At 45.5% G+C, this 23,929-nt stretch carries 19 protein-coding genes; 2 read left to right on the forward strand and 17 right to left on the reverse strand.

Annotated features, from left to right (window positions below):
• Nucleotides 1–226: 226 nt before the first annotated feature.
• The 12 genes from MJ595_RS19615 to MJ595_RS19670 form a co-directional block, all read right to left on the reverse strand.
• The gene (locus MJ595_RS19615) at nucleotides 227–763 is read right to left on the reverse strand and encodes an HAD-IIIA family hydrolase (RefSeq protein WP_263079766.1); all 537 of its coding nucleotides are present in this window, start codon (nucleotides 761–763) and stop codon (nucleotides 227–229) included.
• Between the two features lie 68 nt (nucleotides 764–831).
• Nucleotides 832–1,464, reverse strand: coding sequence for a methyltransferase domain-containing protein (locus MJ595_RS19620; RefSeq protein ID WP_263079767.1), 633 nt, complete (start codon nucleotides 1,462–1,464; stop codon nucleotides 832–834).
• Nucleotides 1,465–1,720: 256 nt separating this feature from the next.
• The gene (locus MJ595_RS19625) at nucleotides 1,721–2,224 is read right to left on the reverse strand and encodes an SPOR domain-containing protein (RefSeq protein WP_263079769.1); all 504 of its coding nucleotides are present in this window, start codon (nucleotides 2,222–2,224) and stop codon (nucleotides 1,721–1,723) included.
• 23 nt (nucleotides 2,225–2,247) lie between these two features.
• Nucleotides 2,248–3,540 carry a bifunctional tetrahydrofolate synthase/dihydrofolate synthase gene (gene folC, locus MJ595_RS19630; protein WP_263079770.1) on the reverse strand — a complete coding sequence of 431 codons (1,293 nt, stop codon included), beginning with the start codon at nucleotides 3,538–3,540 and terminating at the stop codon, nucleotides 2,248–2,250.
• Nucleotides 3,537–4,478, reverse strand: a complete 942-nt coding sequence (gene accD, locus MJ595_RS19635; protein ID WP_263079773.1) for an acetyl-CoA carboxylase, carboxyltransferase subunit beta — start codon at nucleotides 4,476–4,478, stop codon at nucleotides 3,537–3,539. The genes folC and accD overlap by 4 nt, the downstream gene beginning before the upstream one ends.
• A 93-nt stretch (nucleotides 4,479–4,571) precedes the next feature.
• Nucleotides 4,572–5,372 carry a tryptophan synthase subunit alpha gene (trpA, locus tag MJ595_RS19640; RefSeq protein ID WP_263079774.1) on the reverse strand — a complete coding sequence of 267 codons (801 nt, stop codon included), beginning with the start codon at nucleotides 5,370–5,372 and terminating at the stop codon, nucleotides 4,572–4,574.
• A gap of 14 nt (nucleotides 5,373–5,386) precedes the next feature.
• Nucleotides 5,387–6,607 carry a tryptophan synthase subunit beta gene (gene trpB / locus MJ595_RS19645; RefSeq protein WP_263079776.1) on the reverse strand — a complete coding sequence of 407 codons (1,221 nt, stop codon included), beginning with the start codon at nucleotides 6,605–6,607 and terminating at the stop codon, nucleotides 5,387–5,389.
• 3 nt (nucleotides 6,608–6,610) lie between these two features.
• Nucleotides 6,611–7,228, reverse strand: a complete 618-nt coding sequence (locus tag MJ595_RS19650; RefSeq protein ID WP_263079777.1) for a phosphoribosylanthranilate isomerase — start codon at nucleotides 7,226–7,228, stop codon at nucleotides 6,611–6,613.
• 131 nt (nucleotides 7,229–7,359) lie between these two features.
• Nucleotides 7,360–10,245, reverse strand: coding sequence for a hypothetical protein (locus tag MJ595_RS19655; protein ID WP_263079778.1), 2,886 nt, complete (start codon nucleotides 10,243–10,245; stop codon nucleotides 7,360–7,362).
• 328 nt (nucleotides 10,246–10,573) lie between these two features.
• Nucleotides 10,574–11,374 (reverse strand): tRNA pseudouridine(38-40) synthase TruA, encoded by an 801-nt coding sequence (truA, locus tag MJ595_RS19660; protein WP_263079779.1) that lies wholly within the window; start codon nucleotides 11,372–11,374, stop codon nucleotides 10,574–10,576.
• Nucleotides 11,375–11,562: 188 nt separating this feature from the next.
• A complete protein-coding gene (locus MJ595_RS19665; protein ID WP_263079780.1) occupies nucleotides 11,563–14,319 on the reverse strand; it encodes a hypothetical protein in 2,757 nt (918 codons plus the stop codon).
• Nucleotides 14,320–14,425: 106 nt separating this feature from the next.
• A complete protein-coding gene (locus tag MJ595_RS19670) occupies nucleotides 14,426–15,436 on the reverse strand; it encodes an Asd/ArgC dimerization domain-containing protein (RefSeq protein WP_263079781.1) in 1,011 nt (336 codons plus the stop codon).
• 270 nt (nucleotides 15,437–15,706) lie between these two features.
• Here MJ595_RS19670 and MJ595_RS19675 point away from each other — a divergent pair, with 270 nt between their 5' ends.
• The gene (locus tag MJ595_RS19675; RefSeq protein ID WP_263079782.1) at nucleotides 15,707–17,836 is read left to right on the forward strand and encodes a hypothetical protein; all 2,130 of its coding nucleotides are present in this window, start codon (nucleotides 15,707–15,709) and stop codon (nucleotides 17,834–17,836) included.
• Nucleotides 17,837–17,967: 131 nt separating this feature from the next.
• On the opposite strand, the gene MJ595_RS19680 is transcribed toward MJ595_RS19675, so the two are convergent.
• Nucleotides 17,968–19,143 carry a hypothetical protein gene (locus MJ595_RS19680; protein ID WP_263079783.1) on the reverse strand — a complete coding sequence of 392 codons (1,176 nt, stop codon included), beginning with the start codon at nucleotides 19,141–19,143 and terminating at the stop codon, nucleotides 17,968–17,970.
• Nucleotides 19,144–19,415: 272 nt separating this feature from the next.
• On the opposite strand from MJ595_RS19680, the gene MJ595_RS19685 reads away from it, so the two are divergent.
• Nucleotides 19,416–20,210, forward strand: coding sequence for a hypothetical protein (locus tag MJ595_RS19685; protein WP_263079784.1), 795 nt, complete (start codon nucleotides 19,416–19,418; stop codon nucleotides 20,208–20,210).
• A 95-nt stretch (nucleotides 20,211–20,305) separates the two neighbouring features.
• Here MJ595_RS19685 and MJ595_RS19690 read toward each other — a convergent pair whose 3' ends face one another.
• The 4 genes from MJ595_RS19690 to asd form a co-directional block, all read right to left on the reverse strand.
• On the reverse strand, nucleotides 20,306–21,631 hold the full coding sequence (locus MJ595_RS19690) for a transposase (RefSeq protein WP_263078492.1): 1,326 nt from the start codon (nucleotides 21,629–21,631) through the stop codon (nucleotides 20,306–20,308).
• A gap of 168 nt (nucleotides 21,632–21,799) precedes the next feature.
• Complete coding sequence (locus MJ595_RS19695; RefSeq protein ID WP_263079785.1) at nucleotides 21,800–22,252, reverse strand: PaaI family thioesterase; 453 nt, start codon at nucleotides 22,250–22,252, stop codon at nucleotides 21,800–21,802.
• A 2-nt stretch (nucleotides 22,253–22,254) separates the two neighbouring features.
• On the reverse strand, nucleotides 22,255–22,704 hold the full coding sequence (locus MJ595_RS19700) for a PaaI family thioesterase (RefSeq protein ID WP_263079786.1): 450 nt from the start codon (nucleotides 22,702–22,704) through the stop codon (nucleotides 22,255–22,257).
• Between the two features lie 101 nt (nucleotides 22,705–22,805).
• Nucleotides 22,806–23,918, reverse strand: coding sequence for an aspartate-semialdehyde dehydrogenase (gene asd, locus MJ595_RS19705; RefSeq protein ID WP_263079789.1), 1,113 nt, complete (start codon nucleotides 23,916–23,918; stop codon nucleotides 22,806–22,808).
• Between the last annotated feature and the right edge of the window lie 11 nt (nucleotides 23,919–23,929).

Below are 23,929 nucleotides of genomic sequence, written 5' to 3' on the forward strand. Positions count from 1 at the left end.
GTCCTGACTCAAAGCATAGATATAATTATTAATAGTCGGCCAAATTGTTGCAGAATTAATCGGAAGGCATAAATTATGCCCAATATAGGTTTTAATTTAATCGAGGAATATTATCCATTGACTTACAAATCAATGAATAATATTTCCAGTTAAAACGTGCTGCGAAATCCTATTCTGCACATAATAAAGTTGGGCTGTTACTCTTTTTTTCACCGTTCTCTAATCTTTACTGAACCACCGGACCCACCAAATCATCATAAGCGCGTTCAAGATCCACCCTGGCTCCCACCAGCAGGTCTGCCACTTCCCTGACCACACCTTCTCCGCCTTTGGCTCCAGTCACACAGTGAGCATATTTCAGCACCAGCGGGTAAGCATCGGCCGGAGCAATGGCCAGTCCCACATTTTTCATCACGGGCAGATCCAGCACATCATCCCCCACATAGGCAACCTGGTTATCGGTAATAGACAGACTGGCTTTTAGCTCAGCAAAAGCTGCCAGTTTGTCATGGCAGCCTGGAAAAAAATGCTTCACCTTCAGGTCTGACATTCTTTTCGCCAGTGGCGCCGACTTTTTAGCGGTAATAACCGCCACCGCAACCCCATTCTTCTGGAGCAACCTGAAGCCTACCCCATCCTTGGCATTAAATGGTTTTATCAACTCTCCCTCCGATCCATAATAGAGAGTGCCGTCGGTTAATACCCCATCAATATCAAAAATAACCAGTTTGATGGCTGCCGGGTCTGTAGAAGTGATTGTCATTCAGCAACTCGATTAGTGATAACTATGGGTGGAGAATCCTGCCAAAATAACTGAAAAAATTATAGCCCTTATTGACCCGGATTTTGAATATCAAGAATGTAGCCACTGATAGGCCGGGGATGAGATACACTCCACTCCACTGAATCAGCCCCCCAGCGATTCAGGCATTTTTCCGTGAGATCATGGAAACTGGTGCGTCCGGGGTCGGCCAATACCACACGTTCCACTCCGGCACGAAAGGCCCTGCCAATAAGGTTATACCAGATATCAACCAGTTCATCCCAGAAGCAGACATCGCCGCCAAATACCAGGCAATGATCGGAAAAATCCTTAATCCGCAATTTTTCAAACCGACGTTGAAGGGTTGCCACCTGGACATTATTCACATCAGCATGCAAATCCAGATAGGGAAAAACACTTTTATCAGCGTCAATGGCCGTTACCCTGGCACCACAGTTATGGGCAGCGTAGATCCCTGTCAGTCCCCAGCCACAGCCAGCATCCAGCACATGATCTCCGGGTTGAATCAGCTGATACTGCTGAAAATAGTCCATCAGCAGTAAACTGGAACCCCATATTTTATGACCATGAATAACAGGTTCATCTGTTTTGCGCTTGATGATACGCACCCGTGAATGGGAGGATTTAAGAATAGTGATACCGTAAGCTTCAAACGCTTTAACATCATTTTTATCTGCCATGACTTACTGATCTTTTTATTGTTTTATGGATTTCCCTCTCTAATACATCATTTCAATGCAATTGACAGGTAAAGCTTTAGACTCGTTCCCAGGCTCGAAAAAGCCTTTTTCGACAACCTCAGGACGCCGGGAACGAGAGGTATCAAATTCATTAAAAGGATGTACTACCGAGGACGCTTCTAATTTAGACAACCAATCACAGCAATTTATTCATAAGTCGCAAAGGAATGCAGGCATAAATAGAGAGAAAAGCCCATTAAGGATGGTAGCGTACCACAATACCGCTAAGCCCCAGCTCTTTCTGCAACCTTCCCTTAAGCTCGACAAGCTCCCTGGTACGAACCTCGGGACCCACATAGACCCGATACAACCAGCGCGCCTTGTTCTGCTGTACCTTGCGGATATAGGCTGCATGACCTTTATCCCGCAAGGTGGTTACCAGTTTACCGGCATTGCTTTCATCAGAAAACGAGGCCAGTTGCAGCGACCAGGCCTTAAGGTGTCCCTGGGCATCAATACCCGATTGTCCACGCTCATCTTCTTCAGGCCGAGTCGCTTTTTCTACAACATCAACAGGTTCAGGTGGCGTTTCCAGGACATTAATAAAGGCAGGAATCTCTGGCGAAGGTTTTGCCGGAGGTAAGTTTCCCTTTACCAGGGGGTGATCCTTTCCTCCCTGAAAAAGAGCGGGTGCCAATAACACCAGTAACCCAATCAAGAGTACCGCACCTAACACCCGCTGTTTTAGTCCTTGACCCACTCAATGTTCCTTTATGTGTGACGTTACATCCCGTGCTGTTCAAAAGCTGCCAGCACATCGGCAACGGTCATAAAAGACCCTGATACCAGCACCCTGTCTCCCACTACAGCATTATCCACGGCACTGATAAAAGCGTCTTTTACTGATCCCGCTGTCTGTATTTCTGCAGACGTTCTTTCCAGTGCTTTCGTCAATACTGCCACAGAAAGCGACCGGGGAGAATCAAAGGCTGTGGCTGTCCAACCGTCCACCCAGGGTGCCAGCAGGTCAATCACACTCACATGGTCTTTATCACTGCACATAGCCAGCACAGCATGGGTTTTACCGGAAACCGGCTCCCGTTCCAGCCGTTTTGCCAGCTTTTCTACCGCTTGCGGGTTATGGGATACATCCAGCATCACATCAATCAACTGGCCTGAGGCATTCCGCCATTGCAGTTTTTGGGCCCGTCCCGGCAGGCTGGCCTGAACCAGCCCTTGCTCAACACTCTGACGGTCAGGGACATCCGGTAAAAACTGCAATACCTGCAGGGCTGTAGCGGCATTCTCCAGCTCCAGTTGAGGCAGAGGTAGACCGTTCAATTCCAGGGATTCCCCCTGGGCGGTCTGACCACTCCAGAACCAGTCATCATCATGCCTCACCGCCTGGAATTCACGCCCACGGCGAAAAAGTGGTGCTTCAAGCTCAATGCCTTTCCTGGCTATAGACTGAGGCATGGACAGGGCACCGTAAACCACCGGCTTCTCCTGACGGATAATACCGGCTTTCTCCGCCCCGATGGCCTCCAGGCTATAACCCAGCCAGTCCTGATGATCCAGACCAATGGTGGTGATCACGGATACATCATGATCAACAACATTAGTGGCATCAAGACGCCCACCCAGACCCACCTCAAGCACTACATAGTCCAGCGGTTGCTCCTTAAAGCAGATCAGGGCTGCCAGCGTACAAAACTCAAAGTAGGTCAGCCCGGTAGAACCCCGTCCCTGATCAATCTGTTCAAAGGCCGAACACAATGGCTGGTCAGCCACCATCTCGCCATTAATACGAATCCGTTCGTTAAAACGCAGAAAATGCGGGGAAGTAAACACCCCCACCCGGTGACCCGCTGATAGCAGCATGGCTTCCAGCAAGGCCACCGTAGAGCCTTTGCCGTTGGTTCCAGCCACCGTCACAATAAAGGGTGCGGGCTTGAGTACCTCAAGGGATTCCGCCACCTTATGAATGCGCTCAAGGCCCAGGTCAATATCAGTCTCTGGACGGGTATTTTCCAACCATTCCAACCATTGTGAGAGTTTTTTCACCGGTTGATTCATGATATGGATGCTTCCTCTTCAGGTAATGACTCAACCTGAGGCTCATGGGCTTCTTCAGCAAACCCGTGGTCAGCCTCTGACAAACCCTGCATTTTCCGGTATAACCGTGAAATAGTTGCTCTCATTTCCTTCCGGTGAACAATCATATCCAGGGCACCATGTTCCATTAGGAACTCACTACGCTGGAATCCCTCTGGCAGTTTTTCCCGCACCGTCTGTTCGATAACCCGGGGGCCAGCAAAACCGATCCGTACACCAGGCTCAGCAATATTGATATCTCCCAGCATCGCCAGACTGGCAGTCACACCACCATAAACAGGATCGGTCATAACAGAAAAGTAAGGGACACCTGCCAGCTTCATCCTTTCCAGGGCGGCACTGGTTTTGGCCATCTGCATCAGGGAAAACAGTGCTTCCTGCATACGGGCGCCGCCACTGGCAGAAAAACAAACCAGGGGAATCCGTTTTTCAATGCACCGCTCTGCGGCCAGGGCAAACTTTTCCCCAACCACAGAACCCATGGAGGCCGCCATAAACGCGAACTCAAAGGCGCAGGCGATCACAGGATTACCATCTACCCGCCCCTGTATCACCACCAGGGCATCCTTTTCTCCCGTCTCTTTCTGAGCGGCAGACAGGCGATCCTTATACTTTTTAATATCCTTGAAGCGCAGCTTGTCCACGGGTTCCATATCTGCGTTCAGTTCTTCCTGTTCATCCTTGTCCAGGAAATAGTCGAGCCGGGTTCGGGCAGTAATCCGCATATGATGGTCGCACTTGGGGCAAACATCTAAATTACGTTCCAGTTCGGGACGGTAGAGAACGGCCTCACACTTGACACATTTGCGCCACAGTCCTTCAGGCACGCTACTGCTGCGCTCCTTGCTGGAAGCGCGGGACAGTGAAGGTATGAGTTTATCGACTAACCAGTTGCTCATCAGTAATTCCTGTTGCAGAGGGCAATGGTACTCCCCATTGGCCGTTGCACAGCACAGGAGGCGGCCTGTTCCCAGGCAACCCCCAGTTATCCGTTATTGATCCATGGCAGCCCGCATTTCTGCCAGACGGCCACCTGTTGCTTGTACTGCCGCATTACCGGTGCTGGGGTAATTGGCCAGTTCCGATACCAGCACTGACCCTACCACCACGCCATCAGCCACCTTGCTGATAGCTGCGGCAGATTTGCCATCGCGAATACCGAAACCTACCCCCACCGGCAGTGCCGTAAACTGTTTAATATGGGCAACCCGCTGCTCCACCGCAGCAACATCCAGTGTGGCAGAACCTGTAACCCCTTTGAGAGAGACATAGTAGAGATAGCCACTGGCCACATTGCAGATTTTCTCAATGCGCCGGTCCGGTGTTGTGGGGGCAATCAAATTGATAATATCAATGCGGTATTTACCCAGGACATCAACCAGGTCACCCGCCGCTTCCGGTGGTAAGTCAACCACCAGCACGCCGTCCACACCCGCAGCCCTGGCATTATCGGCAAATTGTTCATAGCCCATGATTTCTATGGGATTGAGGTATCCCATCAGTACCACAGGCGTAGCATTATCCTTTTCTCTGAACCGGGCTACCATTGAAAAAACGTCATTCAATGTAACACCTTGTGACAATGCCCGCTCATGGGCCTTGGCAATCACAGGGCCATCCGCCACAGGGTCAGAAAAGGGAAAACCCAATTCAATAATATCACCGCCACTGGCTACCAGCTGATGCATGGTGGCCACGGTGATTTCCGGGTCGGGATCCCCAGCGGTAATATACGGGATCAGGGCTTTTCGCTGTTCCATTGCCAGTCGTTGAAAACATTGTTTAATTCGCACGGCCTGTTCCCCTTTTACAGCGTGATACCATCAATTTCTGCCACGGTATGGATATCTTTATCTCCACGGCCGGAAAGATTCACAATAATGATTTGATCCTTACGCATCCGGGGTGCCAGCTTCTTCACATAAGCCAGGGCATGGGATGACTCCAGCGCAGGCATAATACCTTCCATCAGGGTCAGGTCCCTGAATGCGGACAGGGCCTCATCATCCGTAGCATAGACGTACTCTGCCCGACCAATATCCTTCAGGTAGCTATGTTCTGGCCCCACGCCCGGATAATCCAGTCCGGCAGATACCGAATGGCTTTCGATGATCTGACCGTTGTCGTCTGTCATCAGATAGGTTCGGCTACCCTGCAAAACACCAGGCTTGCCAGAGGCCATTCGAGCAGCATGTTTACCGCTGTCAACCCCCAGCCCCCCCGCTTCAACGCCGTAAATCTTGACCTGTTTATCTTTCAGAAATTCATGGAACAGGCCCATGGCGTTGGAACCACCGCCTACACAGGCAACCAGGGCATCGGGCAGGCGCCCGGTTTGCTCCTGACACTGAGCACGAGCCTCACGACCAATAATGCTCTGGAAATTGCGCACCATTTCCGGATAAGGATGAGGGCCACAGACCGTACCGAGAATATAAAAGGTTTCTTCCGGGTTGGTCACCCAATCCCTCAACGCTTCATTAATGGCATCTTTAAGGGTTTGTGAGCCGCTTTCCACGGGGATCACTTCGGCTCCCAACAGTTTCATCCGGTAAACATTCAACGCCTGACGCTTAACGTCCTTGGCTCCCATATACACATGACATTCCAGACCCAGCCGGGCAGCAACCGTTGCGGATGCAACGCCGTGCTGGCCTGCACCGGTCTCGGCAATAATGCGGGTCTTACCCATATGCTTGGCCAGAAGGGCCTGCCCAAGGGCATGGTTTATTTTATGGGCACCGGTGTGGTTTAAATCTTCACGCTTCAGATAGATCTGTGCACCACCCAACTCCCTGGACCATCGCTCAGCATGATAGAGCGGCGATGGACGGCCCACGTAATGCGCCAGATCCCGATCAAAGTCTGCCTGAAAAGCGGGGTCCCGCCAGAGTTCCCTGTAGGTCTTTTCCAGGTCTTCAATAGCATTGATCAGGGTTTCTGCCACATAGCGGCCGCCATAACGTCCAAAATGCCCCGTTTCATCGGGTAATTCATAGAACGAGTTGCGCAGTTTATTCAGATCCACTGTTTATCTACCTGCTGCCTTCACAAAGGCCTTTATTTTATCGATGTCCTTAATTCCGGGCGTTCGTTCCACGCCACTGCTAACATCGACAGCATAGGGATTAACGGTCATAATCGCCTTCTGAACATTACCGGGATTCAGCCCTCCAGCCAGAATGACCGGTTTATCCAGATTATCGGGGATAAGTTCCCAGTCAAAGGACTCCCCTGTTCCACCCACAACACCGGGCCGATAGCTATCCAGCAGATAGCCACTGGCGGAACTAAAGGGAGCAATCATCTCATTAACCGGGATTTCAGGCCTGACCCGCAGCGCCTTGATATAGGGTAAGTGCCACCGATTGCAATCCACCTCTGTTTCATCGCCATGAAACTGGAGCAGGCTGAGGGGGACTTTGCCTAATACAGCCTCAATATCCCGCTCCGGGGCATTGACAAATAGCCCTACCAGGCAGGTGAAAGGCGCCACATGCCGTGCTATTTCGCAGGCCTGTTCAATAGACACCGCCCTCGGGCTTTTCCGGTAAAACACCAGCCCCAGCACATCAACACCACAGGCAATGGCTGCCAGGGCATCCTCCACTGAGGTGATGCCACACACCTTTATTCGGGTGAACCCCACGTTGAACTCCCTTATCTAACGGCCATATGGGTCAAGAGAAAGGATATTAGCAGAACTTTCAGTAACTTGTCGCTATCAGCGGGAATTATCCGCTAAGCAATATTTCAGCCAGACGAATGGAGCACTTATTTTCAAATGCTGTCAAGATGTAAGCGCTCAAGAAGCGTCTCATCAAACTGATGTGAGCAAGCCCTTTCAGACTTTATAAAGGATTGTCTCTCTTTATTGACTGAATCCTGTTCCTCTGTAAGAGTGCTTTCCTGGCCTTTATCCCCCTGTTCTACAAGAGGGGACTCTTCTGTACTACCATGAGGAAACAGTTCTTCTGAAAAAGCCGAGTGCTGGTTTGCTTCCTGCCCTGAACTCTCACCCATACGATTGAGTGCTGATGGTATATCGGTAAGCATTGCCATCAATGTGTGCCTTAACGGCGATGGTCTTTTAATACAAGGAAGAGAACAGTGATAAGAACAAATTGTTATTCTCATTTCTGGTGGAATATGGTTCTCAATCGTCTTAAAAACCAAGGTTTTAAACCATTTTGCTTCAGGCATTTTATCCCATTTCCCTACTTTAACTAATTGTTCTGCGAATACTTGAAGTTGTCCAAGATCTTTTTTCAGTGAAGCTCTATATTGATCATCACTTGCAAGATCTTGAGAAAATAAGTTCCGAACAACCCAACTCTCTGAGGATGGGGTATCTTCTAAAAAATTAGAAAATAAAGAAATAACAGCTTTAGTTGAAGCATTATACTGAGAATCAAGGCTATCACTTGGAAAACGATCTAGCCTATCATTTAGTTTTTTATATAGTTCTTTTAAATCTTTTTCTTCACGCTGTATCATAGATCGAAAACCACTCATACTCCCTGCCAAAAGATCTGGCGATTTCATATATCCATCCTTATCAATTAATTGTATTACAAAAATATCTGGCTCATCTATAGCAATAAGTTCAAAAGCCTTCTGCTGCCGTATAAAAGCTTCAACTTCTTTTAATAGATTATTAAGAACAATAAGTGTTTCCATTTTCGATTTATGTTCTTTTTGCTTTTTATATAGATATTCTATCTCCTCTAGATTTTGTGCATACTGATTATCAGTATCCATTTTCCTTTTTGTATGCGGACTAATATCAGCATCCTCTTCAAAATCATCATCTTCCTCTAAGGGTTTGCTCTGATAAGATCTGTCAGGGTCATAGATTACAACCCACCCTCCAGGTTTTTTAAAAATAAAACCAAATGGACCTAAGTGTTTTTTTAGAATTTGATACATACTGCTATTGCGATGCCGGCTATGTCCACGCAAGACATTTGCTAGCAATATGCAAAATCCTTCCAAGTCATCTGGCATGGATTTAGGTGCTATTGTTACGGTATAGTCTCCACCCTGGTTTTCAGTGACTAAATTCAAAAAATCATCCGGAAAGACGGCCTTGCCATCCTCAAGCCCCATCAGCTCTACTATATGGTCATTCTTTTCAGAGTTTTTATTGGCATATGTTGTCAGGGCCTCTTCAAAACATTTTCGTATATCATCTTTCTTCTCTTCATAGTTTTCCTGGTGCTGCGGGAGTATTTCTATTTGTTGGGATGTCGAAGGGTGTGGATCAGGTTTTTCTACAGACAATGCAGGATTGATAGACTTTATAGCTGAACTGACTTTAGAGCGGGCAGAGTTTCGAAATGAAGCTACGGAGGAGCGAAAACTTTTACCAGTAGATCGAATAAAGCTGCTTACTCCTTCAGTATTTCTGCCTGTTTTTTTTTGAGAGGTTGTTATTCCATATTTTTTCTTAGCCTCTGCTAGAAGCTCAGTTCTTCTTTCCTTTTTTTCCCTATTAGCCCTTAATGTCCTCAATGGTTTCATTGACATCATTGAGCAAGTAAACTGGCTTAACACCAATATGTGTAAAGTATAGAGCTTACTGCCAATTTCTTCTCTAAATGGATCAATAAAATAGCCATAGATATATTTTAAAGAACTGGAGATTAATCCAGATAAATGGCCTGCTTCGTCGCGAAAAACATGTTGTAATGATTGGCTGCCAGCTAATTCTGACAGGCTGGCACCACATGATAACTCATGTACAAACCTCTCTGGTTGGCCAGGGGTTAGCCATGTAAATGGCTGACTATTAAATTCTGGACGATACAAAACCACACTAACCTGGTTCTGATTATTATTACTTACCGGGAAAAGGATATATTGATTTTCTGATAATCTATTTTGTTGTGGTATTATGCTTGTTGGCTCAAAGACAAAAGTGTCAGATGATTCATATTCTTCTAATACATTAGTGACTGCCATTATCGTCCGTTCATCAAAAATGGAATGAATCCCCCCCACTACTTGAAGAGATGTTTTTTGAAAAAGCTCTATATCCCAGGGTTTTTTATCTTCAGGAACCGGTATTCTATATACACCATATTGCTGACCTTGATTCCTTCCTATAGCCGTAACCAATAATTCTTTTTGGGCTATTAATTCTTCCCGGGATATTACTCCTAATTGAATAAAAATATCACTAACTCCTTGTTCCTGCATAAAACGATGCAGTTTTAACCAACCTTCCATTTCTGGTTGAACAGTTATATCAGCAGGTAAGAGTAAAGATATACGTAGCACCACTTCATTATTTTTATTTAACTGAAATTGCAATAGAAAGTGGCAAGCCATCCAGTACAAAGAAGTATAAACAGGAATTGTTTTTATGGATTTATCAGAACCTTCCCTAATAATTATATGACCACAGTCAGACTCCTCGATTCCCAAGGTTCCATATGTTGGAACAAAGCCATCTTTCTGTATAATGTTTACCCCATGACTAATAGAAATAGATGAGATTATCCCTAAAAAAAGAAAAGCAGTCTTTATTAGTGCATGCGTTTTCTGGTGATATCCTTTGCTCTCTTTTATTCTCTTAAAATCTATAAAATATGTGTGGAAATCAAGCAGCTTTTGAAGCAATTTTAAAATGATATCAGGATTAGAATTGAGTGAAAGCCTCATATTGACCGCTACCTCCGGTTGTCGTCTTTCTCTTAGTCACCTGTTTTAAAGTACATCTAATCCGATAGGGAAGAAGCCGAAGCATTAGATAATCGAAGGGATGAGCAATTCATCCCAGGCTAATTGATGTTCAGGATTATAAACCACCACAAAGTCGACGACTACTCTCAGGCTTTGCACATTAATTTAATTGGAGGCTGAGAATTATCTTTATAGGATAGTGGGGGGAACCAAAATTACCATATAACAAATACTCATGGCCTGATTTGCTGGCCATAAATATTTGTTACGGATCAAACCTTCACTATTGCCTGACTTTAGGGATCATTCAACTCAGTAGTGGCGCGGCAAAACTTGGCCCAAGATCTATTTCAGGCAGACCAAACTCTTCCGGATAACCCACATCCACAAAATAAAGCCCCCAGGGCGCAGCGGTAACACCTCCCTGCTTTCTGTCCCGGGCATCCAGTACCTCTTTTGCCCAAACCGGCTCTTTTTTACCGCAGCCTATGGCCATTAACACCCCGGCTATATTACGTACCATATGATGTAGAAAGGCATTGGCCTGGATATCAATCACCAGCAATCGACCGTGCCTGCTGACCTTAAGGTGAGAAACCGTCCTCACGGGATTTTTCGCCTGACATTGCACTGCACGGTAGGAATTGAAATTGTGCTCTCCCACCAGATACTGTGCTGCCTCCTGCATTCTTTCCACATCCAGTGGCCGGTAATTCCAGGTCAGGCCTTTGGGTAAATGGGCTGGCCGAATACTATGATTGTATATTACGTAGCGATAACGTCGCCATTGGGCTGAGAAACGGGCATGAAAGTCCTCGCTGATGGGTTTAACCCAGTTTACAGCAATGGTATCCGGCAGATTGGTATTGGCACCATAAGTCCAGCCACGCTCACTGCGCTCTGCCCCAGTATCAAAATGAATAATCTGGTTACAGCCGTGGACACCGGCATCGGTTCTTCCGGCACAGATAACATTCACCGGATGATTGGCAACTTTTGACAGGGCTTTCTCTACTTCAGCCTGAATGGTGGGTAAGCCCGACTTGAGACTTTGCCATCCATGGTAACAGGAACCGTCATACTGAACACTGGCGGCGTAACGTGGCATAAACTGGAATATCCTGGCGCTAAAGAACAGGAAATTTAGCAGTGTTCTGATTCAATGTGCAATTGCGGAAAACGCTTTGATGGTTGATAGTGAGTTGTATAGATTCATTTTCCATAGACAATACTCTATTCCCTATTCCCTATTCCCTATTCCCTATTCCCTATTCACCATTCCCCACTAGATTAGAACTACAATTGATCCAGCAGCTGTTTTGCCTCTTCCTGCTGCTCGTCACTCCCCTGCTCCAGGATTTCGTCGAGAATATCGGAAGCCCCTTCCCGGTCACCCATATCAATATAGGCCCTGGCCAAATCCAGCTTGATAGACACCTCATCCTCATCAGAGAAGAGATCCAGATCTTCATCAAGATCGTCACCAAATTCCATATCTGGTGTTAACTGATCCAGGCCAGCTTCGGTCTCTGGAGCAGAAGGCTTTTTTTCCCCTTGCAGGTCATCAAGGTCAATATCAGGTAGCGCCTCAGGGGCTTCCTGCTCATCTCCCGTGAATCCTTCGGATGCAGGAGGCTCCCCAGCCCCATCCAAGTCAGCCATATCAAAGTCCAGGCCTGGAATGTCATCCCCCAAAGTCTCTGGTTCCTGATCCTCGGACGCCCCCTGAAAATCAAGGCCCTCCGTATCAAACTCCAGGCTATTGCCATCATCCGTTTCCGTTGATACAGACTCTTCCCCTGCAAGCCCTGGTGCTTCTAGTGTATTGTCCGCAGTCATATCAAATTCAAGACCCTGATGCTCACTCTCTTCTTCCCGATTAAACCCGTCTTTCTGAGCATCACTTTCCAGGACCGGTTCTTCCGGGCTTTCCTGTCCTGAACCGCCCGATTCCAGATCAAAGTTATCCAGACCATCGGATAAGGCTTCAGGTTCTTCCTCATCGAAATCCAGGTCATACTCATCCCACTCTTCAGACGCTGTATTGACTGATTGAGTGTCTGTCCCGGCTGATGGCTCCTCTGCCAGCACCTCCTGTGAAAACCGTGTCTTAAAGGTTTCTGCGACTTTCAGGGCGTCCTGATCACCTAATACTTCAAGGGATACCAAGGCTTGCCTGAAATGATCAATATCACCGCTTTCGGCATAGACTTCCAGCCGTTTCAGCTGCAAATCCGCTCGATCCGGCTCGTTGGCAATCGCTTTGTTCAACAGCGCTTCAGCCTGTTCAAAACGGCCGTAAGCTATATAAACATCCGCTTCATTAATCGCATCGGCGGTTTGTTCCGGAGAAATTTCTTCTGGAGACTCATCATCAATATCAAGATGGTCATCAATTTCCAGATCATCATCAATATCAAGGTCAGGCAGCCCCTCATGAGCTAAATCTCCATCCTCTGCTATCTCCTCCGTATCCGGGCTGCTATCCAGGTCGAGCACTTCCATTAGCTCATCCTCATCCGCTAATAGCTGTTCTTCCTGCCTGCGGCGATAGTATATATACCCCCCGGCTCCGGCCAGTGGGATTAAGGCAGCCAGAATCAGGAACAAAGGGCTGCCCAGCAAGGATGTAAAAAAGCCAGGCTCGGGCGGCGATGGTGGTTCAGGTATCACAGAGCTTTGAGACTGAACAACCTCCGCTGGCTCTTGTGGTTTTGAGGGTACTGCCTCCTTCTCCATAAGCCTTTGCTTACTTTTAACACCAGGTTCATTAATCTCGATGGCAGGCTCACCAACTGCATTTTTCTCTGCTTTCTCTGAAACCGTTTTACTGGCCGGTATCATTGGCACAACAGAGTCTTCAGGCTTTTCGTCAATTTGAACATTCCCTGAAGCCTGTAATGCTGCCATCTGATCATCTTTGAGCATCATCAATCGCTTCAGGGTTGCCACTTGTTCATCAAGATCTTTTAAGCGACTTTTCAACTCGTTATTTTCACGGGTCAACATGTCCAGCTTTTCTCTGGTTTCGATCAGCTCATCATTAAGGGGAGCTTTTGCTGAACCGGCTTCGCCAAGATCTTTCCCCTTGGAACCGGATTCATTTTCCAGGGAAACGATACTGAGCTTGCCTCTGGTAACCCGGGCCTTAGCGGGAGTGTCTATACTGTTTCTGCGCCGGGCATCAAGCTGGGGCAATTGACCACCACGGCGACGCTGCTGCCATTCTCTGTTCTGTCTGGCCACTTCCCACAATGCCTGGTCAAAGGTAATAGATTCAACCATAGTGCGATCAGGTAACCGCAGCACAACCCCTTTTTTGAGCTTGTTGATATTATTATCATCAAATGCCTGTGGATTAAGCTGCTGGATGGCCAGCATGGTTTGCTGGACACTAATGCCTCTTTCCGGACGGGCATCTCGTGCCACCTTCCACAGGGTATCACTGGGTCTGACCCGGTAGCTTTTTAAATGCCCCACATTTTTTTGGGGGATTTTAGGAATAGCGGAATATTGGGGAGCTGCCGGATCCACGGCATCAGACTGATGCTTTTTACCCACGGCAACCGGGGATGTCACCTGTCCCGAACCGGGATAATAACCCTTGGGCCTGCTTTCAGGCGGCTGGACAGGTGCTGCCGGATATTTGCTGTAGGTGGGCAGATCCATCAGGAAGGTATACTCCCTAAGCAAACGCCCCTTGGGCCAGTGGACTTCCAGTAGAAAGTTCAGAAAAGGCTCCTGGACAGGCTTGGTAGTACGGATATAGATGATGCCAGTGCCATCACCCCGCAGCTCAGTGCGAAATTTAAGATGGGTCAGACTAAAAGGCCGCTGAATACCCGCACGGGCAAAATCCTGCTGACTGGCAAGACTGGCAAGAATCTCTGTGGGACTGAAATCCTTGACATCAACCAGCTGAATTTCAGCATTCAAGGGCTGGTGCAGCTTGGACTTGAGTTTAATAGAACCCAGCCCCAGGGCCAAAGCATAGCCGGAGCTACCCAAAGCCGCTGCAGTAGAGAAAGCCACTACCAGCTCTTTAAGTCTCATTATGCATCCCTGCTGATCACACGCCCTCTTGGCGCTTTTCCTTAAGTTGTCATCGCCAATAATGATGAAAACTGTATGTTATGGAATCTACCATCCCTTTAAGTTATCACCTTAAAAAGTCTTTTATCAATGTTTCCGCAACCAGCAAGGCTTGCAACGCCCCCTGCCGGGTAGCATCTGCTGCCACCCAAAAGCTTAAGGCACCGTCACTGCCGGGCTGCCTTCTTAAACGACCCAGCATAATATGATCGCTACCGGCAGCCTGCTCAACGGTAGGATAATCGGTGGACTCAAACAGATTGATCGCGTTATTTTCTCCCAGGGCATCATGGATGACATCAAGATCAACGGGAATGTCCAGGTCGAGGGATACCGTAACACTGTCACCAAAGAATACCGGTGCAATCATACAGGTAGAGCGAATATCCAGATCATCCACCTCCATTCCTGCCCGTATTTCTGCATCCAGAATACACTCTTCGCTACTTTGGCCGGAGGCCTCAATGGTTCCTACTTCGGGAATCAGGTTGTAAGCGGTTCTCCGGGTAAAAGCCTCGGCATTCACAGGCTTGCCATTCAGAAGTTCAATGGTCTGCTTTCTCAGTTCATTGATGCCGGAATCCCCGGCCCGCGACACTGCCAGGCAAGCTGTGATATCCACACGCTCGATAGCGGCAATTTCGCTGATCGTTTTCAATGCAGGTAATATCAGGGCAGCGGGGCTGGAGGGAATAACCACCCGTTTTTGCATGACCGCCGCTTCAAGGGAATCCCTGTCCATATCTGCCATAGCCAGCACGGCGCCATAGTGCTCTGCTGCGCCCCGGCTGCCATCAATAATCATGCAGCCAGACTCAATAGCCTGCTGAATCACCTGATCGTTAATAGAACTGCCCGCAGGTATAAATGCCAGGTCGGCATCAGCAAATTCAAACCCCGACTCAGTCAGGACATCCAGCTCTTCACCATGAAAATCAATGGTAGAACCACTGTCTGCCGAGTCTGATAGTGGGTAGAGGGTACCTATGGGAAAGCTCTTATCCTCCAGCAGACTGATTAATGTTTTGGCTGCCAGGCTGGTTGTATCACATAAAGCAATATCATAGGTTCTGCTCATAATACTCTCTTTTCAAAACAGTCTGTTTGGCGCGTCACTTTAATGATGCCAGCCAGGATAGGCAAGGGGCTGTGGAGGCTGATAGTTGTTCAACCATCATTATTATTCAACTCTACTAAATAGTAATCCGATCTGGCAGCCTGGTGTTTCCACTGATCTTGAAAGGCAAAACCTGCTTGATATTAGTCAGCAATTCTAACGCTATTGTTAGTTACTTGATAACCAAGTAAGACTACAAATACCTGATTTTATAATTTACAGGAAATATTTATGGGACCTTTAAAATCAGGAGAATCCTTTTTAACCATTCAACAAGCAACCATACCCGGATCATCCACAGAAACATTCAATGAACCAAAAAATTATAATTTAAAATCTGGAAAAAGAAAAAAAACCAAAATCAAGTCTAGAACTGTTTCTAAAAGCCAGGGATTTCTACATCAAAACCTGTCAAAATTACCAGTAATTCGGATTGGTGTTGGTGCTGGAGCGGGGCTGGGTGATCAAGTAGCAGCTATCAATATTATAGAAAATTTAGTCAAGTTCGGATTTAAAGGAAAAGTTGAATTAATTTATGGCGCAGAAGATGAAGATAACAAAATACTAGAAAAGCTACGCAATAAGTTATCCTGCTTACTACCTGGTTTTAATGCTAAAAATAATAGTCCTCAAACCGTAGAGGTATGTGGAATCGAATGCGAATGTATACCTAAAAGTCAACTGCACTCATATTGCAAAGCCCATCATTCAGAAACACAACAGGCTCTTGGAATATGGCCAATGAATTTTAGAAAATCCTGGCTTTGTACTGATTATGGGCTAGTAATTCCACCCTATGGATGGAGTAAGGTAAAGCCCAGAGTGGAATTTCCAGATAGTACAACAAAGCCTATTGAGTTAACAAAAATGGCTAATTATCAGCAATCAAGTAGTGCAGAAACAAGCCTTTTAGATATCTGGCCTGAAACTGATGTCAGAAAAGAAAAGGTAGATGGTATTTTAGATGACTTCAAAAATAAACATTTCCATTTAATGCCGGTCTATGGAATTCATCACGGTGAAGTTGAACCCGGTTGTGAAGTGGTTTTGGAGAGGTTAATTAAAGCAACTAAAACATCCCACAAGAAAGATAATGAGCAAACCGTTTTACTGGTCATGAGCAACCTGGATAACACAACTAGACTAGAGCAACTTGCTGAATCAAATGGCGCTGATTTCCTTAATCTAAATAGAGACAGCTGGACCAGCTTAAAATCCGGAGATCAAAGAAAAAACTGTTTTAAAAGCCCTGTCTGTCTTGTTTATTGCGGTTCATTACCAAAAAAGGTTTTTGAGCATATTTGCATTAAAGCAGATAGACCTTTAGTACAGGAAGGAGCTAACTCTGCCAGTTTTATGCATCAACTAGGTAAACCATATCTACCTTTATTGCCAAAAGGGGATACCACTCTGCCTGATATCGATGACTTATACATACCTCCTGGCAAGAAACAAAAGACAATACAAAAAGGACTTATTAAGGAGGTCACCACCGATTACCAAAGATCGTCTATACAGGCGATAGGAAACAGCCTAACTTCTGATATAAAAGAATACTGCTATTTAGCAACAGCCATTGAATTATGGGATTCATTAAGACCCGTTTTACCAGATTCAGCCACCAATAGAATATCTGATTATTTTTCTGGATTTATTAATGAAGGATTTGATGAGTTCATACTAAAAAATGAAATTGAAGAGGCTATCAGCTACGGTGAATTAGAAGATCACGATATTAACACCTGGCTGGGAATGCTAAAAGAATTAGTTGAGCTTAGAAACAATAAAGCAAGCATCAATATCTTAAATAATATGAAAAAGCAAATTGAATTGCGTAGTGCAGTAATTAAAAAAAGAGGGATTGACCTTGACAAGCTGATCAACTACAGGACGACAGGAGTACCTATAGGCTGGCTTAGAAAATTCATTCCTAATCTTTCTTTAAGAGCCGCAGACCAGTCTTCATCTGAAAAAACAGTATGTATTTTACCTGCAAAAAAGGTATCAAATGACATTAACATCCACGAACTGATTGGAGATATCGTAGATAATACTCAAATGCTGATTCCACACTTAAAGCGAAGAAAAAAAACAAAAGACTTTGATAAAATAATAGAATTAATAAAAAAACGTTTTTTTTATGGCAAAACCGAAGTAGATAATGAACTAAGAGAAAAAGTCAAACCTGGATTCAGCACTGAAGATAATGAACAGCTTGGCAAGTTTATCTGGGGAGATTTAGGAGAGGATTATTTTAAGGAAGTCCAGCATATAGCATTAAAACCTGAAAACAATTCAGTTTACTCCGCTCTTTCATCATTAACTGCTGTTGACTGGAATCAAATTCATTCATTGTATTAGTTCAGACCCCACCTTACATTTCTTTTTTGAAAATAAAGAGGACTACAATTTACGTGCAATAGTCACAATCTAACCTAACATTTACCAGACTCACATCGTCTATACCGTCAGGTTAGATTCAGGTATAGTAGCTAACAACCATCCTTCTGAGCCTGTAAATACTGCTTTCCGGCCAATAGTAAAGAAACACGCCTGTTCATAGAGCTTCTATACAGGCTATCAAGGCCTTTGACTATTTGCCGGATTTTCTTTCTGATACCTTTATCCTCTATGTCTGACTCCAACCCATGCATGCGCTGATTCAGGGCTACGAGTTCTATTTGCGCCACAGCACTTTTAAAAATATTACCATTGACCTTATCGCTGATAGCTGCAACCAGGGGGCCTATACAGATATTAAGTTGTTGCCATTTATAATGACCGGAAGAGAATGGCTCAAAGGTTCTGTTAAGTGCCTTCGAGCAAGCCACGATTTTTTCAAGCAACTGACACAACTCACCTGGCGTTGCCACTGATAAATATTGCTCACCATTAGCCTTCGCTACCAGCGCATCCACATAGGTAAGACAGGTTACTGACTGAATACCTTCCGAAAAAAAATCAACCCTTGAGTACACGTCGTAATTAACATAGAGCGCTATCAACGCCTTATCTACAGGCAGAACCGATTCAAGCTGCCGCTGAAGATCCCCTTTCAGCTTTGCTATGGGTTCAATAAGACTGCTTTTATCAGTGGGTACTTCAGTAATTAATAGACAAGAGTTATTCCTCAAGGTATCAATTTTCAACCGCTCCTCCAGATTGAAAATCTGCTCCAGGCTCTTAACTGCATTCAAGGTTCCATTTTGATACCTGCATTTGATGGCTTTATACCAGCATAATTGGCAGAGTCCATTGATATCATCCCGTATATTTTGCGTCTTCTTCCCCTTTGTTTCCCGATAAAGAAACTCTTCTATTTCAATCCCCCAGATGCCTTTATCTGCGGAATCCTCTACTATTTTTTTGAATACTTCAAAATCTTTACTGTGAAACTGCTTCTTCAACAAATCAACAACTTCCTCATCATTCACTCTACTCGCCCCAAGTCTATTGATCCGCCGCTTCTGAAAAAGTGAAAATTTATTAAACGCTTCTGAATCATCCATGCCAGCGTCAGGCAGAGGCTCCCTGTTTTCATCACTAACCAACTGATGTTGAACCTTTCTTTTACCATACCATTTTAAGGTATAGTGTTTTTTCCCATCCAATCCATAGTAAGCTACTAAGTATATATTTCCCTGCCTGGCAACCACAGAAACGTTCATAATCAGTCCATTCCGATGAGTTTATCCTTATAAATCTATTTATCGTCAAAAAAATGATAAAATTGACTAAAAAAGCATAATTTTCCAAACAAAGGGTGCTTATAGAAAAAAATAAACAAAATCAGACAATTAAATTTTCAACATTATTAACAATCAGCACATTAAATAAACCACCCTTTAATAAATCACTAAAAATAGACTAAGGTCTTATTTATAAAGAAATAATCTCCTATACCATTTAAAGCCAAACACAAAACACAAGGAGAGCATCCATGATAAACATATCAAGCAATAGTGATTTATTAGCGCAAGCCAAAGAAACAGTGAATGCCATTAAAAAATCACCTGATAAGAGTGACCTCAAAAGAAATAGTAAATTAGCGCTGGAAAAAGGTGAAATAACAAAATTCAAAGGGCGGACATTAGAAAAATTAAAAGCCAGAATACAATTCATCAAATATATAGCCCGGTTCGACCGTGATAGTGAAAAAGGGACTTTATCCCATTTTCTCAAAGAACGTTTAGGTATCAGTTTACGCCCAGTTAGAGTGGCTGATGTAGAAAAAAGATTATCAAGTTTTATAAAAAATGCAGAAGAACAACAAGCCATCAGTGAAGCAAACAGGCTTAACGATGAAATAAATATTGCATTGTATGGTAATACCCTCCCGGACGAAGAAGCGTTAGAAGCCCTACACGATAAAATTTCAAACTTAAATGATAGGCAGACTCTTAAGAATCTTAGAGGTTTTATGGTTAGTGCACAAAACGGATATGTTGCTGAAAAAGACAGGCTTGCTGAATTTGTGCGCATAATCGATCAAAGATTAGAGACTATTAATCAAACTCTAGGCATCAATGTATCCGGAACCCGGGATGAAAACAACTGTTTCTACGCTGAGGTAGTAACATTAGAGGATCCTGAAGAACGTGAGGACTGGCAAGTTCAGTTCAGAGATAAAGAATTAAAGAGCAAACAAGAGAATAAAGGACGTTACTCATATGAAATGGTAGACTTTAAAGCCACAGAAGCACTTAATCTTAACTTTAGAGTTAGTATGACATGAACGTTTGGTTATATTTTAAAAATTGTGTGCAAAAATACATCCAAACGTTTTTTCAGATTCGGTATTATTCTTGATTATTGCGTTGTTGCCGCTATTTATGCCGCTTTTTTCTTTTCTTTGACTATTCCGTCAGTCAAACTATTAAAATTGAACTCATATTTTTGGCTATATCGGTTCCAGCCCTCACGAATAGGTAATCTGGGGATAATTCCTGCGAGTGCAAATCTTAGCATGCCAGCGGTGGTTGTATCCTGATCCCGCCAAGGAATCCTTGAAATGCCCACGCTTGCTTGATTTTTACAGACGGTCAACAGTTGCAATAATGCGTATCCAGCCATCTTCAGATGCATCCACCGCAACAGAGTTCTCAGCTTTTGCTGCCATAACTGGCGGCAACCAAATGAATGTTTAATTTGCTGAAACATGGGTTCAACCGGCCATCTTTTCGCATAAATACGAAGGATGTCTATACCTTCAAGTCCAGTATTGGTTGCAATGAATATACGGCTTTCTGTCAGTCCTTTATCATTTTCAAACCGACCCCAGACAACCCGAACCTTGCGGCCTTTCAGGAAGCGAGCCCGACATACCCGGGTGCGATAACGTATCTTTCGAAATCTGCCGTATATTCTTACGGTTGTTTGATATTCCGGTAGCTTCTCCACTTCCGGGGGCGTCATTTTGATGCCATACTTTTTGGGTCGCCCACGTTTTTTTGCAGTGGACTCCAACGGTAAGGCATACAATGCCCGGTTTAACGGGATTTGCCCTACTACTTCATAGCCCATTTCCAGAACGGGTTGCATTAGCGTCCAGTTCATATACCAACAGTCTGTCAGCAAGCGCAGTCCTTGCACCTTCACCTCTTGCCTCACTACTTTTAGCATGGCAACAGCGATTTTTAGCTTACTGGCATTGCCTGAAGCAGGAGATGGAAAGGAAAGCACAGGGATGGCAGTAAATACTTCATCTTTAGCCCGCTCAAATACAACAGCCAGGGATACCCAGCATTGTCCCCAGATATACGTTGGCCGGTTCCTTTTTTTACTGTGCTGGTGATGGGTTCGGCAAGCGGGAGCCTTGTCAGAAAAACGCTCCACCACCCAATCATCAAGACCAATGTTGATAAGTTCACCCCGTGGTACTTTTGAGCATACCAGCTGAATGAGCCGGCATGCGAGGCTCCTCCACCGCCACTTGCCTTGAGAGAGCCAATGGTGGTAACTGCTCCATACGCATTGAAAGTTATTAATAGATAACAGCGCCTGAGTGACAAAGCCTTGCCCGGATAGCATGCAGCCAAAAAGAAGTTCGCAGAACGTAGGTACTGCTGTTGGGGATAGCGCTGAAGCAAGAAACGTTGTATATAAGGCAAGCTCCCGGAGGATCTCTTTATGATCTGAAGTGAGCATAGCAACCATCTTTGTATTTTGTTTGGAGATGGTTGCTATTAACCGATTTCAGATGAAAATCGTACTATTGTTCTTTGGTAACTCTAAAGTCGAGCACTTAATAACAACAAAAAAAAATAGTGGGTCTGTAAATAATTAAATAGAAACCCTTAAATGCCTATTTAAGGGCTTTTTATTTTAGTCCTGTACCGTTTCTGCCAACCGAAAATGTGCCCTGGCAATGGCTATAGGTGCGTTTTTATCGTCCTGCCAGGCAGTAATAGCCACATTAGCCACCCGGCTACCCTGTCGGCAAACTTCACACGCTGCCCATGTATCTTTTAATAAGCCGGCGTGCAGGTAATCCAGGGAAAAATCAATAATTTTGGGTAGCCTGGGCTCATCCATAAATAGAATCAGCTGAAAAGCTGCCGACATTTCCATAAAGGCACCCATCACACCACCATGTAATGCAGGAATCAACGGATTACCAATATTTTGTTTATTGGCAGGCAGCAAAAAAACCACATTGTCTTCAGTTTTTTGGCACTCCATGCCAATAAATCCTGCATAGGGAATAGTGTTAACCAAACGATTAAAATCACCGGATTCCCTGATACCCATAACCAGATCTTTATAATCACTGCTCATGATCACCCCCTTAAGGCATGGAATGTTTTCCCGGTTCTCATAAAAGTGCCTACCGCATGAGCCAGTGGCTCCTGCTGGCTATGATGGAAAGCAACGCCCCGGGTAAAGATAACCGAAGAAGTCAAGTGGTAGGCTTCAGCAAAAGCAATAACCGGTTGTTCCCTGTCCGTCGCTTTTAAAAAATCCATTCTTAAATCCAGCGTGGGACACACTTCAGGTTGTGATAATACCGTCAGTGCAGACAAACCACAGCAAGTATCCATCAGGGTAGTCATCGCACCGGAATGAATACCCCCGGTTTCCGGATTACCCACTAACCGATCCTGGAAAGGCAGTTCAACTTCAACACCGCTTGAATTCACAGAACGCAGTTTTAAGCCCAGGCACTTACCGTGTACCACCGCAGAAAGAAACTGGGAGGCCAGTACGTCAATGGGAATAGATTGAGACATAATTGCTTATTATATTTATTATTTTGTCAGGGGGAATGGTTAATGGGAAATAGGGAATAGAGAAGCAGCTCTTCATCATACTATTCCCCATTCCCCATTTCCTATTCCCTGCTCAGAATAGCCAACATCCGTCTTAATGGCTCAGCTGCTCCCCAGAGCAACTGGTCACCCACGGTAAACGCTGACAGGTAATCAGGCCCCATATTCATTTTCCGTAACCTGCCAACAGGTATATCAAGGGTTCCTGTAACCGCTGCGGGAGTCAGCTGGCTTATGGTAGAGTCGCGGTGATTGGGGACAACCGTTGTCCAGTCACTGGCTTCTGCCAGGATGCTCTCAATATCCGTCACCGGCACATCCTTTCGCAACTTAATGGTCAGAGCCTGGCTATGGCAGCGCATGGCACCAATACGAACACATGTGCCATCAATGGCCACAGACTGGTCCGTGATACCCAGGATTTTGTGGGTTTCCGCCTGCCCTTTCCACTCTTCCCGGCTCTGGCCGTTATCCAGCTCCTTGTCAATCCAGGGAATCAGGCTGCCTGCCAGAGGTACGCCAAACTGGGACTGAGGCAACCCAGGGCTTTTTAACAAATCAGAAACTTTCTTATCAATAGCGAGAATGGCACTGCCAGGGTCTGCCAACTCTCCGGCCACCGCCTCCCTGACACAACCCATCTGCTCAATCAGCTCCCGCATATTTCGGGCACCGGCGCCACTAGCTGCCTGATAGGTCATGGCACTGACCCACTCCACCAGGCCCTGGCGAAATAATCCACCAATAGCCATTAGCATCAGGCTCACCGTACAGTTGCCGCCAACAAAATTCTTGATGCCGCTATTCAGTGCCTGGTCAATGACACTGCGGTTAACCGGATCCAAAACAATCACACTGTCCGGTTCCATCCTTAAAGAAGAAGCCGCATCAATCCAGTAACCCTGCCAGCCCATATTGCGCAATTTGGCAAAAACCGCTGACGTATATTCCCCGCCCTGACAGGAAACAATAATCTCCATGGCCCTCAGGGCGTTCATATCATAGGCATCCTGCAATACAGAGACCGGTTTACCTATATCCGGTCCAGGCTGCCCTTGCTGGGAGGTGGTAAAAAAGACCGGATCAATGGACGCAAAGTCGTCTTCATCCTGCATCCGCTCCATCAGAACGGAACCCACCATACCACGCCAGCCCACAAAGCCGACTTTTTTCATCACATTAACCC

The organism is Endozoicomonas sp. Mp262, assembly GCF_025643335.1.
In the GTDB taxonomy this organism is placed as follows: Bacteria; Pseudomonadota; Gammaproteobacteria; order Pseudomonadales; family Endozoicomonadaceae; genus Endonucleibacter.